This window comes from Acinetobacter sp. SFB (assembly GCF_001647545.1).
Lineage (GTDB): Bacteria > Pseudomonadota > Gammaproteobacteria > Pseudomonadales > Moraxellaceae > Acinetobacter.
Window position 1 is genome coordinate 172,222 of sequence record NZ_LSZH01000011.1, and the last position, 14,097, is coordinate 186,318.

The 14,097-nt window shown below is 40.4% G+C and carries 18 protein-coding genes; 11 read left to right on the forward strand and 7 right to left on the reverse strand.

The features are described 5' to 3' along the window. Positions 1 to 17: 17 nt before the first annotated feature. The 3 genes from AY606_RS05335 to AY606_RS05345 form a co-directional block, all read right to left on the reverse strand. Positions 18 to 287 (reverse strand): YARHG domain-containing protein, encoded by a 270-nt coding sequence (locus AY606_RS05335; protein WP_067724748.1) that lies wholly within the window; start codon positions 285 to 287, stop codon positions 18 to 20. An 81-nt stretch (positions 288 to 368) separates the two neighbouring features. Then, complete coding sequence (locus tag AY606_RS05340) at positions 369 to 1,241, reverse strand: NAD(P)-dependent oxidoreductase (protein ID WP_067865842.1); 873 nt, start codon at positions 1,239 to 1,241, stop codon at positions 369 to 371. 10 nt (positions 1,242 to 1,251) lie between these two features. Next, complete coding sequence (locus AY606_RS05345) at positions 1,252 to 2,343, reverse strand: alpha/beta fold hydrolase (protein WP_067866604.1); 1,092 nt, start codon at positions 2,341 to 2,343, stop codon at positions 1,252 to 1,254. A 138-nt stretch (positions 2,344 to 2,481) separates the two neighbouring features. On the opposite strand from AY606_RS05345, the gene AY606_RS05350 reads away from it, so the two are divergent. From AY606_RS05350 to trpB, 9 genes are all read left to right on the forward strand, one after another. Next, entirely contained in the window at positions 2,482 to 3,669 is a 1,188-nt protein-coding gene (locus AY606_RS05350) for an O-succinylhomoserine sulfhydrylase (RefSeq protein ID WP_067865846.1), read from the forward strand. Between the two features lie 42 nt (positions 3,670 to 3,711). Continuing rightward, a complete protein-coding gene (locus AY606_RS05355) occupies positions 3,712 to 4,041 on the forward strand; it encodes a YbaB/EbfC family nucleoid-associated protein (RefSeq protein ID WP_067865849.1) in 330 nt (109 codons plus the stop codon). 12 nt (positions 4,042 to 4,053) lie between these two features. Then, positions 4,054 to 4,650 (forward strand): recombination mediator RecR, encoded by a 597-nt coding sequence (gene recR, locus AY606_RS05360; RefSeq protein WP_067865852.1) that lies wholly within the window; start codon positions 4,054 to 4,056, stop codon positions 4,648 to 4,650. A 225-nt stretch (positions 4,651 to 4,875) separates the two neighbouring features. Then, a complete protein-coding gene (locus AY606_RS05365; protein WP_067865855.1) occupies positions 4,876 to 6,018 on the forward strand; it encodes a ribonuclease D in 1,143 nt (380 codons plus the stop codon). 128 nt (positions 6,019 to 6,146) lie between these two features. Next, a complete protein-coding gene (locus AY606_RS05370) occupies positions 6,147 to 6,455 on the forward strand; it encodes a YcgL domain-containing protein (RefSeq protein WP_067865858.1) in 309 nt (102 codons plus the stop codon). 21 nt (positions 6,456 to 6,476) lie between these two features. Next, a complete protein-coding gene (locus AY606_RS05375) occupies positions 6,477 to 6,860 on the forward strand; it encodes a hypothetical protein (RefSeq protein WP_067865861.1) in 384 nt (127 codons plus the stop codon). Between the two features lie 21 nt (positions 6,861 to 6,881). Further along, positions 6,882 to 7,733 (forward strand): AAA family ATPase, encoded by an 852-nt coding sequence (locus AY606_RS05380; protein ID WP_067865864.1) that lies wholly within the window; start codon positions 6,882 to 6,884, stop codon positions 7,731 to 7,733. Positions 7,734 to 7,746: 13 nt separating this feature from the next. Then, positions 7,747 to 8,934, forward strand: a complete 1,188-nt coding sequence (locus AY606_RS05385) for a vWA domain-containing protein (RefSeq protein WP_067865867.1) — start codon at positions 7,747 to 7,749, stop codon at positions 8,932 to 8,934. Positions 8,935 to 8,979: 45 nt separating this feature from the next. Then, complete coding sequence (gene trpB, locus AY606_RS05390) at positions 8,980 to 10,188, forward strand: tryptophan synthase subunit beta (RefSeq protein WP_067865870.1); 1,209 nt, start codon at positions 8,980 to 8,982, stop codon at positions 10,186 to 10,188. 89 nt (positions 10,189 to 10,277) lie between these two features. Here the strand turns inward: trpB and AY606_RS05395 are convergent, their stop codons facing one another. From AY606_RS05395 to AY606_RS05405, 3 genes are all read right to left on the reverse strand, one after another. Next, positions 10,278 to 10,709, reverse strand: a complete 432-nt coding sequence (locus AY606_RS05395; protein ID WP_067865872.1) for a CBS domain-containing protein — start codon at positions 10,707 to 10,709, stop codon at positions 10,278 to 10,280. Positions 10,710 to 10,841: 132 nt separating this feature from the next. Next, positions 10,842 to 11,216: a DUF2750 domain-containing protein gene (locus AY606_RS05400; protein WP_067865875.1), complete on the reverse strand. Its 375-nt coding sequence runs from the start codon at positions 11,214 to 11,216 to the stop codon at positions 10,842 to 10,844. Positions 11,217 to 11,354: 138 nt separating this feature from the next. Further along, the gene (locus AY606_RS05405) at positions 11,355 to 11,588 is read right to left on the reverse strand and encodes an SEL1-like repeat protein (protein WP_067865878.1); all 234 of its coding nucleotides are present in this window, start codon (positions 11,586 to 11,588) and stop codon (positions 11,355 to 11,357) included. A 225-nt stretch (positions 11,589 to 11,813) separates the two neighbouring features. On the opposite strand from AY606_RS05405, the gene AY606_RS05410 reads away from it, so the two are divergent. Further along, positions 11,814 to 12,173: a hypothetical protein gene (locus tag AY606_RS05410; protein ID WP_067865880.1), complete on the forward strand. Its 360-nt coding sequence runs from the start codon at positions 11,814 to 11,816 to the stop codon at positions 12,171 to 12,173. A 106-nt stretch (positions 12,174 to 12,279) separates the two neighbouring features. Next, complete coding sequence (locus tag AY606_RS05415) at positions 12,280 to 12,600, forward strand: hypothetical protein (RefSeq protein ID WP_067865883.1); 321 nt, start codon at positions 12,280 to 12,282, stop codon at positions 12,598 to 12,600. Here AY606_RS05415 and AY606_RS05420 read toward each other — a convergent pair. After that, positions 12,527 to 14,074, reverse strand: a complete 1,548-nt coding sequence (locus tag AY606_RS05420) for a M16 family metallopeptidase (RefSeq protein ID WP_502692114.1) — start codon at positions 14,072 to 14,074, stop codon at positions 12,527 to 12,529. The genes AY606_RS05415 and AY606_RS05420 overlap by 74 nt on opposite strands. Positions 14,075 to 14,097: the final 23 nt, after the last annotated feature.

Here is a 14,097-nt window from a genome sequence, read left to right on the forward strand (position 1 = left end):
AGTGAATTGAACTGTAATTATTTACAGTTCAATTCTTTCTGACGATCTTTGATGGCGTCAAGTCGTTGTTGCTCTTTTTCTGAAAATTTTGGTTTAGTTGTATAGCAATTATCATTGCCAAACTTCGCCTTGGCATCAGGATCTTTAAAGCAAAAACCTTTAGATGCGTAAATGACATCATGGTCATTCTTCAATTTTTGACATTCTTGCTCTGGCGTTGCTGCAAAAGCACTTGCCCCAATAAAAGTTGCAACACTGGCAAAAATTGCAACACTTAACTTAGTCATGAGAGTTTCCTCTGTAAGAACATTGTGTATAACACATAAACACAATATTAGGTTTCGTTATCATTATTCAATGGCGATTTATTACTCAAGGGTAATTTTACTCCATGATTCATACATTTTTACAGCGCTAGAAAAGTCACTGTCTTTTTCTGCTAAATCACTGGAAGCCTGAATTAAACTTTGAGTAAGCGCAATCACTGGCGCAGAAAGTCTGGCTTCACGAACTAGGTCTAAAGCAATCCCGGTATCTTTGGCCAATAACGGCAGGGCAAAGGTCAGAGGGAAGCTTCGATTTAAAATACGCTGCGGCAACACAGTTTCCGTTACACCACTTTTGCCACTTGAAGCATTAATACAATCCAAGGCTTCATTCAGGTTGACGCCATGTGCTTTAAGGGCAGTAAAACCTTCGGCCACTGAACAAAGATTTACAGCCAATAACATATTGTTTACAGCTTTAACTGCAAATCCTGCGCCCGGGCCACCGACATGTTTGATCAGCTTGCCAAAGGCTTGAATGGCAGGTAGCGCCTTTTCAAAAGCACTCGCTTCTCCGCCAATCATTACAGTTAAGGTCGCATTTTCAGCCCCAATGGTTTGACCACTGACTGGTGCATCAAGGAAATCTACATCTTGTTCTTTTAATTGGATTGCCAGTTTTTTTGCCGATTCAGGAACACCACTGGTGCAATCCACCCATACAGCACCGGATTTAATTTTGATACTGGCAATCAAATCTTCGACGTCTTTGCTGGTCGGTAGGCAGGAAAAAATGATGTCTGCTTGAACTGCCTGTTCAAGTTCAACTGCTTGCGTACCAAACTCAGTTGCATGCTGTTGGGCTTTTTCGAAATTACGGTTCCAGACATAGACCGTGTCGAAATGTTGAGGTAAATGTGCCGCCATGCGGTAACCCATCGCCCCTAAGCCGATGAATGCAACTGACTGAATCATGATGTGTCCTTTATATTTTGCTTGATCTATGTTTTAGCCATGTGGTCATAAATGGCCAGAATTCATTGGCACTAGATTGACTCGACATCAATCCTAAATGACCACCCGGAATAAGAGTAAACGTGACATCCTGACTATTTGTCAATTCAATTAAAGGCTTAACCGCCTCTGCAGATACGATTTGGTCGCTACGACCCGCACCCACCAATACAGAGCACTCAATATTCTTTAATTCGATATTGTTATCTTGTAATTGGATAACGCCATTTTTGAGCGGATTTTGTAGCCAGACATTAAAAATCATGTCCTGATTGATACCACCGGGATAATCAATCATGCGGTTGAGGAAATGTCCCATGGTGGCGTGTTCATACAAAATTTGCGTGTTATCCAAATTAAGCAGCAGTTGCTTTTGACTTTGAATCCATCCTATAGGGTCTATAATTTTAAACCCGAAAGCATTTAGCAATCCCGGAGTATGGATCAGATATTTAGGTAAAGATTCAGAAAAGATTTTATTTTGCAGAGCTCTATTTTTAGCAATCAGTTGATTGACTTTTTGAAACAGTTTGCCGGTACGGCCTGAGGCGTAACTGTCTACCGGACTGCCCAATACAATCAAATTTTTAACGTAATTCGGTTTATGCAGTGCGCAATACAGCATGACGAATACACCGGACATACTCCAGCCATGCAGTGAAATTTCATCGCTGTTTGAATGTTGGCGAATTTGCTCAATACAATGTGGAATTGCATCATCAATAAATGACATAAAATTGAGGAAGCGATCTTTATAGTTGTATTGTCCCCATTCGACCAAATAAACATCAAAACCACTATTTTGAAAATGTTTGACCAGCGAGCGGTAAGGGTACAAGTCATAAATTGCCATGTTGATGGCTAAAGGTGCAATAAAGACCAGTGGTTCTTTATATTGTTTGTCTGGAGAAGCGTAATAACGCACACGAGTTTGTTTATATTCAGCAATGACTTCATAAGGCGTGGTTTGCGATAAAACCAGCGACTTTGAATTAAACAAACTGGTCGACAGGTTTTTAAGCTTGCTTTTCTGTTTGGCAATTTTATTTTTAACTTGAATCATTGCTGAGAGTACTAACATATGAGTGGATTGATCGAAGTGTAGGCGATATTTATGCATTATACCTTGACCTTAAATACCATAGGCGCTCAAAATGTTGGCAATTATTAGCAACGGCAGTCTAAGGACTGGGTAGGAAAGATGAGCCAACAAGACGACATTGAATACCAATTAGATACTTTAGCCATCCGTACAGGTCATACACGCAGTTTTGAAGGTGAACACAGCGAGCCAATTTTCCTGACATCTTCATTTGTTTATGAAAATGCAGCAGAAGCAGCCGCTAAATTTTCCGGTCAAGAACCGGGAAATATTTATTCACGTTTTACCAATCCGACTGTAGCGATGTTCGAAAAACGTTTAGCTGCCCTGGAAGGTGCTGAACGTGCTGTGGCAACCAGTTCGGGTATGGCAGCCATTATGGCTGTGGCAATGTCCTATTTAAAATTGGGCGATCATGTCATCTGTTCACGTGCAGTGTTTGGTTCAACTGTATCCTTGTTTGAAAAATACGTGGCCAAATTTGGTGTAACTGTCGATTTTGTTGATTTGACAGATTTACAAGCATGGAAAAATGCCATCAAGCCTGAAACCAAGTTACTGTTTGTTGAATCTCCATCCAATCCGCTTGCTGAAGTTGCCGATGTTCAAGCCTTGGCAGATCTTGCCCATGCCAATGGTGCATTGCTGGCCATTGATAACAGCTTCTGTACGCCAGTGTTGCAACAACCGATTAAATTGGGTGCCGACTTGGTGGTTTACTCAGCGACTAAATACTTAGATGGTCAAGGCCGTGCTTTGGGCGGTGCTGTGGTGGGTAATCACAAACTGCTTGAAGAAGTATTTGGTTATGTGCGTACCACCGGTCCATCAATGAGCCCATTCAATGCATGGATATTTTTGAAAGGTCTGGAAACTTTACGTTTACGTATGCGTGAACATTCTGCAAGTGCCCAAAAGCTGGCTGAATTCTTGAACAATCATGAAAAAGTTGAAAAAGTGTATTACGCCGGTTTAACTTCGCATGTGGGTCATGAACTTGCAGCAAAACAACAAACTGGTTTTGGCGGCATTGTTTCATTTGAAGTGAAAGCTGGTCGTGAAGGGGCTTGGAAAGTCATTGACAATACCCAATTTATTTCTATCACCGGTAATTTAGGGGATGCGAAATCGACAATTACTCACCCAGCGACCACAACTCACGGTAAACTCTCAGCGGAAGCAAAAGAAGCGGCAGGTATTCGTGAAGGTTTAATTCGTGTATCTGTTGGTTTGGAAGATATTGATGATATTATTCGCGACATTCGTCGTGGTTTAGATTTAATCTAATTTATAAACACTGATTTAGAAAATAATTGTTCGGAGAATTTTATGAACATTAATATGTTGATGCAGCAAGCGCAACGCATGCAGAAAGATGTTGAAAGCAACATGAAAAAAGCCAAAGAAGAGCTTGCTCAGACTGAAGTGAATGCTGAAGCTGGCGGTGGTTTGGTGAAAGTGACCATGACTTGCCGTAACGTGGTAAAACGTATCGAAATCAGTCCTGAACTTCTGCAAGACGATCCTGATATGATTGAAGACTTGATTGCTGCTGCAATGAATGATGCTGCACGTCAAGCTGAAGCGGTTTCTGAAGAACGCATGAAAGCGGCTAACTCCGGTATGGGCTTGCCACCTGGCCTTTCTGGTTTGTTCTAAGGAATACGTTGAGTGTTTAGTGATCGGTTTGATCAGCTGGTACAAGCTTTACGTATTTTGCCAAGTGTTGGGCCGAAATCGGCTCAGCGCATGGCATTACACCTGATCATGAAAAATCGGGAAGGTGCCGTAGGCTTGGCCCATGCTTTAAATGAAGCAACCACCTATATTCATGAATGTAGCGTTTGTCATTCACTGACTGAAAATGAAGTCTGTGATATTTGCCTGTCCCATGAACGTGATGATCAGCTGCTCTGTGTGGTGGAATCACCTGCAGATGTGATGGCGATTGAACAAAGTGGCAGTTTTCGTGGTAAATACCATGTGCTGGGTGGGCATTTATCGCCACTGGATGGGATTGGCCCTGAAGAAATTGGTATTCCATATCTGATTCAGCGCTTGAGTCAAGGCAATGTTTCTGAAGTGATCCTGGCCACCAATGCCACTGTAGAAGGTCAGGCAACTGCACATTACTTGGTTGAAGCGAGCAAGCATTTGCCTGTACAAATGACCCGAATTGCTCAAGGGGTTCCTCAAGGGGGAGAGCTTGAATATGTTGATAGCCATACTTTAAGTCAGGCAGTTCATAACCGGATGCGTATGAAATAAGTACTTAGGTGCTTATTTTATCATTTAAAGAGTAAACCAAGACTTAACTAACGTTTAGCTCATTGAAATATAAACTTATACAAAAAAAATATAAGAAATGATTTTCGTTTAAAAGAAAGGCTTAAATTAAAGTAATAAATTCTACAAACATAAATTTTGTTATATCTAAATGTTATATATCGGTTAATATACTTTTAAAGAGAATCTGATTTTAGACTCGGTAATATGTTTCAGTTCATTCAGCACCAAAAAGACTTAGATAATATTTTGCATTTGATGGGGCAGACCTCCATTTATGGATTAGACACAGAATTTATTAAAGTCGACACCTTATGGCCTAAATTGGGTGTATTTCAGATTAATGTTGCAGGTCAAATCTTTTTGCTCGATGGGGCAAGTCTGGATTTGTCTGCATTTTGGCAAAAATTATTTCAAGCACAGCAAAATATTTTTCATGCCTGTAGTGAAGATATCGATCTCATCTATCACTATGCACAGCAAAAAAGCCTAAGCAATGTTTTTGATACCCAAGTGGGATTGTCTTTTCTGGGACATGGATTGCAAGTTAGTTATCAAAATGCGTTGAAACAAATACTTGATATCGATATCGACAAAGATCAGACACGATCTGATTGGCTGGCACGTCCGCTTAGTCCGGAACAGCTGACTTATGCAGCCAATGATGTGCTTTATTTGATGAATTTATCCAATAAAATTCAGCATGAATTAACCGAGAAAAATTTGCTTGAGTTTGCAATTGAAGATTGCCGTCATTTAACTCATGAGATTGGTCAAGAAACCCCACTAGATTTGCTCTACCATGATGTGGGAAATTACCGCCATTCACGCCGTCAATTGATGCAGTTACAGCAACTGGCAGTGTGGCGTGAACAGATGGTGAAAGCGCTGAATTATCCACGCAGTTTTATTCTGAAAACTTCAACTATGATTGATCTGGTGGAAAAAAATCCACGTAATCATTTTCAGTTATCCAGCATTAAAGATATTCGTCAAAATATCGTGCGTGATCATGGTAAGACCATTCTGGATTTATTGAACTTCTTACCCCAACAGGCGGAATGGCCACTTCGTATGGCACGACCAATTCGTCATTCCTCCAAGGATATTGGTGAAAAAGTCGATAACATTATTCAGGCGATAGTGGAAGAAACTACCGTACCGAAAGAAGTATTAATGCGTAAAAAATGGCTGAATGCACTGTATCAACATGTGGTTTTTCATAATGACGAACAGGATTTACCTGCCTATCTTTTAGGTTGGCGCTATGAGCTGTTAACCAAACCACTGATTGATGTTCTGCATGCGGATGAACAATATCTGTCTACCCAAATGAAGGTGATTGAGTAATTTTTAAACAGATTGCTTAAAGAATTATCGTTTATACAAAATCAAGACTGATGCGTTAATAATCACTAATGTATCGGTCTTTTTTTTGCTGTATGCTTAAGCCAAGTTTTATGAGTACTGTTTCAACTATGCATTGTTCAATTTTCAAATCCAGCAAAAAAGATGAAATGTATCTTTACATTGCCCGTCCTGAGCCAACTGAAAACGAAGCTGAAGCAGCAAGTCCGCTTGAGGTTTTACCTGAGCCGATGCGTATTGCATTTGGTCGTGCGACTTTTGTGATGGATTTAGAGATCTCTGAGAGTCGTAAATTGGCACGTGTAAATGTGTTGCATGTGATTGATTCAATTAAAACCAAAGGCTTCTTTATTCAAGTGCCACCAGAAGGTTTAATTAATCCTAATCAACCTGCCCCAGAAGGGTTGCGCGGTGCCTAAAATCGATTCAGGAGTTGCACGATGAATAGTTTTCTTTCTCTCCTCGATTCAATTCCTGAAGACAGCATTGCTGTCACGGTTTATGTATTGGGAAGTATGATTATTCTTTGGGCGTGGTATGCGATTGCGAAACGCTTGCCTCAACCTTTGGGTGGAATTACGTGGATCATTGGATTTGCGATTTTACTCACCCCTACGGTTTCTGAAGGAAATAATGCGTCCATCGCCCCGGCAATTTTTGGGTTGTTATTTGGCATTTTAACCAAAGAAACTGCTTTGGTCTGGTCAAATGCTTCCCTTATCTTATTTGTTGTGGGACTTGGTCTGGTGGTTGGCTATTTATGGTCAAGATACACCGCCAACAAAGCAAAATTTGTAGTCAATAAAAATAGTTCACCGCTTTAAGTAAAATAATAAGGTTAAATTATGTCTGTGGATACTCAACAATTTTCTGGTACAGATCAGTACATTGCGACTGATAGTTTAAAACTTGCTGTCAAAGCTGCACGCACACTGCAAAAACCGCTTTTGGTTAAAGGTGAGCCGGGTACAGGTAAAACTTTACTTGCAGAACAAGTCGCTGAAAGTTTGGGGCTTGAGCTGATTACCTGGCATATCAAGTCAACCACCAAAGCACAGCAAGGCTTATATGAATACGATGCAGTCTCACGCTTGCGTGATAGCCAGCTGGGCGATGATCGTGTTTATGATATTAAAAACTATATTAAACCTGGGAAATTGTGGGAAGCATTCACCCGTGAACAACGTTGTGTGTTATTGATTGATGAAATTGATAAAGCAGACATCGAGTTTCCAAACGACTTGTTGCATGAACTGGACAAAATGTCGTTCTTTGTTTATGAGACTGGGGAAACCATCACTGCGATCCAACGTCCAATCGTGATTATTACTTCAAACAATGAGAAAGAATTGCCGGATGCATTCTTGCGCCGTTGTTTCTTCCATTATATTGAATTCCCTGATGAAGCGACCATGCGCGAGATTATTGATGTGCATTTTCCGCAAGTATCAGCAAGCTTGGTCAACGAGGCTTTGCAAGTTTTCTTTAAGCTGCGTCAAATCCCAGGTTTAAAGAAACCACCTTCAACTTCTGAACTGATTGACTGGTTAAGCCTGCTAATGGCAGATGACATGCCTGAAGACGTTCTGCGCAATCATGATAAATCCAAAGCGATTCCACCACTTTATGGTGCGCTGATTAAAAATGAGCAAGATGTCCAGTTGCTTGAACGTTTAGCCTTTATGTCACGTCGTTAAGGGAGAAACACGCATGTTTGTGCGATTGTTTTATACTTTGCGACGTTACGGCGTGCCCGTTTCAACACGTGAACTGATTGATCTGAATGAAGCGGTTGCGTCTGGTCTGGTTTTTGCAGATCAGGACGAGTTCTATCAACTGGCAAAAACTGTCATGGTTAAAGATGAACGTTTCTTTGACAAGTTTGACCGTGCTATGAAAGATTATTTTGATGGTATCTCAACGTTTGACTTGGATGATTTGCTCAATCAAGTGCATAAATTGCCGAAAGACTGGTTTGATCTTGAGTTGCTGGAAAAGCATCTGACACCAGAGCAGCGCGAAGAACTCAAAAAAGCCGGTTCCCTTGAAGAATTGATGAAGATGCTGGAAGAGCGTCTGCGTGAACAGCACAAGAAGCATCAGGGCGGCAACAAAATGATCGGCACGGGTGGCACATCACCCTTCGGTGCGTATGGCGATCATCCTGAAGGTGTGCGCATTGGTGGGCCGGGACGTAAACGTTCTGCCGTCAAGGTCTGGGAGCAGCGTAAATATCAAAACCTCGATGATGAACAGATTTTAGGTACCCGCCAGATGCAAATGGCACTCCGCCGGTTACGTAAATTTGCCCGTCAAGGTGCTGCTGAAGAACTGGATATCAATAGCACCATCCGTGAAACGGCCAAGCAGGGCATTTTAGATGTGCAACTGGTGCCAGAGCGTCGTAACCGCATTAAAGTGCTGATGTTGTTTGATGTCGGCGGATCGATGGATTCACACATCGCGCAATGTGAAAAATTGTTCAGTGCTGCAAAAACCGAATTTAAAACCTTAGAGTACTTTTATTTCCATAACTGTTTGTACGATTATGTGTGGAAGGACAATATCCGTCGCTCTAACACGCGCATGAATACTTGGGATTTATTCAATACCTATGGCCGGGACTATCGTGTGATTGTGGTAGGCGATGCCAGTATGGCACCTTATGAGCTAAGCTCGGTGGGTGGTTCGGTTGAATATATGAATGATGAAGCGGGCAATGTCTGGCTGCATCGTTTACGTCAGCATTTTGAAAAGACCGCATGGCTCAATCCTGAAGAAGACCGGTATTGGCATTACACACATACCATCGGTCAAATTAAGCAGATTTTTGAAAATCATATGTATCCAATGACCTTGAAAGGTGTGGAAGATATGACGAAATATTTAGCTCGCTAGTATAATAAAACTTAACGCGTTGCTTTCAAATAAAGGAATTGGAAAATGACTCATCAAATTAATGGTATTCCATTGCCAAATGAAGAAGGTTTCTTTGGACAATACGGTGGTCAGTTTATTCCACCTCATTTAAAAGAAGCGATGGATGAAATTAATGTGGCGTATGAGAAAATTCGCCACACTGCAGAATTTCAAAATGAACTGGCAGATTTATTTACCAATTATGTCGGTCGTCCAAGTCCATTGTTTCATGCCAAGCGTTTGTCGGATCAATTGGGTGGTGCACAAATCTACTTGAAACGTGAAGATTTAAACCATACGGGAGCACACAAAATTAACCATTGTCTAGGCGAAGCTTTACTTGCCAAATATATGGGTAAAACTAAAGTCATTGCAGAAACCGGTGCCGGGCAGCATGGTGTGGCACTCGCAACAGCATGTGCTTTGGTCGGTATTCCGTGTGAAATTCACATGGGTCAAGTGGATATTGAAAAAGAACATCCCAATGTCGTGAAAATGAAAATTCTGGGTGTCACCCTAATTTCAGTCACACGCGGTACTGCAACCTTAAAAGATGCAGTAGACAGCGCATTTGATGAATATCTCAAAGATCCAAAAAACTTTATCTATGCCATTGGTTCAGTGGTTGGTCCACATCCATTCCCAAAAATGGTACGTGATTTTCAGTCCATTATTGGTGATGAAATTAAAGTTCAAACTCAAGACCGTTTTGGTTCGAATCCAGATTATATCGTGGCCTGTGTCGGTGGTGGCTCAAATGCGATAGGTGCTTTTACAGCGTTCTTAAATGAATCTGATGTGAAGCTTGTGGGGGTGGAACCTGCGGGACATGGTCTGGATACCAATATGCATTCAGCAACCTTGACTTTGGGTAAGCCGAGTCAACTGCATGGTATGGCTTGTTATGTGCTTGAAGATGAGCAAGGTGAGCCATTGCCGGTACATTCAATTGCGTCGGGTCTGGATTATCCGGGTGTAGGTCCACAGCACAGCTTCTTGAAAGATTTGGGTCGTGTGGAATATTCAACGGCAACAGATCAGGAATGCTTGGATGCATTTATGACCTTGTCGCGTGTAGAAGGTATTGTTCCTGCACTGGAAAGTTCTCACGCGGTGGCATGGGCGATCCGTGAATCACCGAAAATGGCGAAAGATGTAAAAATCGTGGTGAACTTGTCTGGTCGTGGTGATAAAGACGCTGATTATGTTGCGGAAAAATTAGGGTTGAACTAAAGATAAATTTCCCTTGATAAAAGGGGGATTTAGATGGATTAAAAAAACCTCTCAATATGAGAGGTTTTTTATTGGCTTAAATTAAAAGCTTAACTGGCAATATATTGTTGTAACTGATCAATGAGTTTACGCTGATCATCCATGACGGCTTTAACCAGGTCACCAATTGAAATCAAGCCGATCAGTTTGTCATTTTCAACCACAGGAAGATGACGCAAATGGCGGTCTGTCATAAGATCTAAGCAAGCTTCAACACTGGTTGATTTGGTCACTGTTAATACTTTTGCAGTCATAATTTCACTGACTGCAGTTTCTTTAGAGGTACGTTCCATCAACATAACCTTGCGTGTGTAATCACGCTCAGAAAGAATACCGACCACCTTATCTTGGTCAGTGACCACAACCGCCCCAATGCCTTTTTCTGCCATAAGTGAAATTGCTTCAAATACCGTTGCTTCAGGACTGATCGTAAATATGGTTTGTTCCATTTTGTCCTGAATAACTTGTGCTACCTTGGTCATTTACTGTCATCCTTTATTGTTTGTTATTTGACATTAAACTTAGCGCGAAATCAGAAAAATGCAAATACTTTTCAGTTCATAAATAAAATTTTACATCTCTATGTTTTTTGCTTTAACCCTTTGCACAATTGTTTAAGCAGGTTGCAAAGATTCAGAGAAAAATAAATCACGCATTTGTTGAGTGGTTAATTTAAATTTTCGACTAGAAGAATTACATAAAGCAGGGGTGACTTTTAAGCGCGTTAAGGTCGGCAGCAATGATTCTTGAAAATCCTGAGGTGTAATTTTACGCGGTGTATAGTCGGGCCAATGTAATTCAGCGTATTTATGCGCTTGAACATTGTTAAGCCAAAAAGGAAATATATAGTCTTCATGGTCAGACATCATTGCCCAGCCTTGTTGGTGATATAAACCCCAAAGTACACCGCAATACATCATTGACTTTAAAAGTGTGATTTTAAAGAACAAGTCTTTAGGAATAAGGTGTAAAGATTTAATCTGATTCATACCAAAAGCATCAAGTGACTTAAGACGCTATTGTAGGAAATTTAAATGAAAGTTCTGTGTAAGCTTTGAGAAACAATGTAAGAAAATATATATTTAAAAATAATAGGCATTAAAAAACGCCACCTTAGTGACGTTTTATTAAGCTTGCATGGTGGCTAAATTTTGCCAATATTGGGCTTTTAACGAGTCTCGTTCTACACGGAAACCTTGATAATAAAGTTCTGCTAGAAATAATGCAGCTTTACCATGCCCAGCACGAGCGACATCTTCCAATTTTTGAACTGCGTCTGCAAAATTCATTTGTGATTGAATCGTGTTTACTGCATCTGCATATGCATGTTCTAAGTCTTGATGAGAGAGTTGTTGAATCATATTAAACTCCTTATTGTAATTATGATTGCTAAGATTAAGACTTTTAAGTTTGTCTTGATATTACTTTAACCAGGTTTTGTTAAAGTAATATTACATTCAACTTAAATTGTCAAACAATATATGTGGGTCGTTGTTATAAATTCAAGTTTACATGATTAAACAATGCGCAAAATGATTTTTTATTAATATGGATATACGGAAGTTCGTAAATATAAGGAGAATAACATGACAAAAACATTAGATGGTATGAATTTTGATTTGCCTCCTACAGCCGATCAAATTGTTGAGCTGGCACATCAGCATCGCAAAAATTTAGACGAAGCCGTTTTTCATCAAGAAATTCACTTAGGTGACTTTTGTTTAGCTCAGCGCAAAAGAGTTTATGATTTTACCCGTCAGTTGGATCCCCAACAACGTGAACAGTTTTATGACGTTTATAATGGTGAGTTAATACGCATTGCGGATGATGATGAACTGCATCCAGCAGATTCGGAAAGAGGGGTTGGGGTTTTTGCTATTGCACTTGTTTTAGGGATTATTGCGTTGGTACTTTACTTTGCCGTAATTAGAAACGTAATAGGTTAAGCAATTGATGATTGCTCAATTTCTGCCACAAGTGCTTTGGAATTGAGCAAATCTGCTTGTACTTATTTTTACTGCGCCATACACTACCTGAAGTTCGAGGTAGGTTATGCATATTGCTATACAAAAAATTATTCAATTAAAATCTGAAATAAAGCTGGAAAATGTTTATAACGTGCTCATTGTTACGATTATTGCCATTATATTAACGTTGGCTTTTATTGCCCTGCATCGACCAATTTCAGTTTCACAATTTGAAAATATTGTGAAACTTTCTTCCCAAGCCAATTATCCTGATACCCAAGAAATGGCTTTGCACCTGATGCAGCAGCCTCAGATTCCTTATGCTCAATACTTTAAATTGATGCAGGCGCATCAGTTGGAAATGACACGGGCGCATCAGTTACCTCCTTTGCAGCTGGAGCAATAATTGTGTTAGGAATCTGTTCGATGGAAGGCGCTGAAAGCTTAGGTGCATCTGGAAGCAGATTTTGATTAAGGGCGGCTTCCAAGGCTACTTTATCGAGTTTTTCATTGACGACAATGATGGTCAAGCGTTCGGGATGCAGATGCTTGCGGATTGCATCTTGGATATCTTGGGCGGTCATTTTCTCTAATAATTTTGGATAATCATTTAGATAACCAGCTGCCTGATTATAAAAACCTATTGAGCCTAACTGGGCATTAATATTGGCATTGCTACTATAATTATTTGGAAAAGCTCGTAACATACCTGCTTTGGTTTCTTCCAGCTGTTTTTGATTAATCGGTTGTTTTACAAAATTGACCAAAGCCTGATGAGCAACTTGTATGCTATCGAGCAGTTGGTCTTGTCGGGTTGAGTAACTGAAACTAAAAGTACCCGAAACCTGGCTAAATGAAAATGAGCTATAAGCTCCATAAGTGTATCCACGTTTAACCCGTAGCTCTTTCATCAATACAGAATTGAAGCCACTACCACCAAACATTTGATTGGCAACTTCTAAAGCTAAACGGTCTGGATCAAAGCGTGTGGTGCCCAAATGCCCCATAGTTACATGTGCTTGGCTAGAATTAAAAGTAAGGTGACGAATATCAAAAGTTGATTTGTCGAGTGGCTGAGCCAGCGGCTTGGCTTTTTGCCCCTGTTTTAAATTACCTGCAATACGTTCAGAAAGTTGTAGTGCTTCTTTAGGGGTAAGTTGACCGGTAATGGCAATATTCAGATTTTGAGCCACCAGAAATTGATCACTAAATTGTTTTAATTGTACGGCAGTGATTTTACTGATGCTGCGTTGTGTTCCGGTAATCGGTTCTGCGTAAGGATGCTTCCCATACAAAGCACGATAAAACTGAACATTCATCATCCGGCTCGGACTTTCCTGAATCTGCTTTTGACCGACTTGGGTGTTGCTTAACACCAAATTAATACTCGATTTTTTAAAAGTGGAATGATTTAAAACTTCCATCATCATGCCTAATGCCGGCTCAAGTTTTTTCGGATCCGATAGCACTCTTAATTTTACAACGAACATATCCCGATAAGCCTGGGCACTAAATTGAGCACCCACTCTTTCAAAAGCACTGGCAATTTCGTTGGCATTATATTTTTCTGTACCTTCATCAATCAGCTTTGCTGCCATATTGGCAATCCCATACAAATCTGGAGCGATCTCTTCATCCCGTGCTGCACCTGCATTAAATGTCAGTTGGATATCAACCATGGGCAAATCTTTTGATTCTACAAACAGGCTGCGGACTTTATAGCGATTTTTCAGTTCATGAACATAGGGGGCATTAAATTGAAGTTGTTTATTATTAATTTTTAAACTTTGTAGAAGCGGGATTGAGGTTAAATGGGTTGGATTGTCATCGGTTATGTTATTTAAATCTACATCTGCAATTGTAGATTGAGCGCAGATCATTGAACTGAGTAAAACGATAGGGC

Bases quoted from the DNA above. Each gene is read 5' to 3' on its own strand.
- AY606_RS05350 (WP_067865846.1), top strand. From the start codon at position 2,482: ATGAGCCAACAAGACGACATTGAATACCAATTAGATACTTTAGCCATC.
- AY606_RS05420 (WP_502692114.1), bottom strand. From the start codon at position 14,074: ATGATCTGCGCTCAATCTACAATTGCAGATGTAGATTTAAATAACATA.
- AY606_RS05380 (WP_067865864.1), top strand. From the start codon at position 6,882: ATGTCTGTGGATACTCAACAATTTTCTGGTACAGATCAGTACATTGCG.
- AY606_RS05415 (WP_067865883.1), top strand. From the start codon at position 12,280: ATGCATATTGCTATACAAAAAATTATTCAATTAAAATCTGAAATAAAG.
- AY606_RS05335 (WP_067724748.1), bottom strand. From the start codon at position 287: ATGACTAAGTTAAGTGTTGCAATTTTTGCCAGTGTTGCAACTTTTATT.
- AY606_RS05370 (WP_067865858.1), top strand. From the start codon at position 6,147: ATGCATTGTTCAATTTTCAAATCCAGCAAAAAAGATGAAATGTATCTT.
- AY606_RS05355 (WP_067865849.1), top strand. From the start codon at position 3,712: ATGAACATTAATATGTTGATGCAGCAAGCGCAACGCATGCAGAAAGAT.
- AY606_RS05395 (WP_067865872.1), bottom strand. From the start codon at position 10,709: ATGACCAAGGTAGCACAAGTTATTCAGGACAAAATGGAACAAACCATA.
- AY606_RS05405 (WP_067865878.1), bottom strand. From the start codon at position 11,588: ATGATTCAACAACTCTCTCATCAAGACTTAGAACATGCATATGCAGAT.
- AY606_RS05340 (WP_067865842.1), bottom strand. From the start codon at position 1,241: ATGATTCAGTCAGTTGCATTCATCGGCTTAGGGGCGATGGGTTACCGC.
- AY606_RS05345 (WP_067866604.1), bottom strand. From the start codon at position 2,343: ATGATTCAAGTTAAAAATAAAATTGCCAAACAGAAAAGCAAGCTTAAA.
- AY606_RS05385 (WP_067865867.1), top strand. From the start codon at position 7,747: ATGTTTGTGCGATTGTTTTATACTTTGCGACGTTACGGCGTGCCCGTT.
- AY606_RS05375 (WP_067865861.1), top strand. From the start codon at position 6,477: ATGAATAGTTTTCTTTCTCTCCTCGATTCAATTCCTGAAGACAGCATT.
- trpB (WP_067865870.1), top strand. From the start codon at position 8,980: ATGACTCATCAAATTAATGGTATTCCATTGCCAAATGAAGAAGGTTTC.
- AY606_RS05410 (WP_067865880.1), top strand. From the start codon at position 11,814: ATGACAAAAACATTAGATGGTATGAATTTTGATTTGCCTCCTACAGCC.
- AY606_RS05365 (WP_067865855.1), top strand. From the start codon at position 4,876: ATGTTTCAGTTCATTCAGCACCAAAAAGACTTAGATAATATTTTGCAT.
- AY606_RS05400 (WP_067865875.1), bottom strand. From the start codon at position 11,216: ATGAATCAGATTAAATCTTTACACCTTATTCCTAAAGACTTGTTCTTT.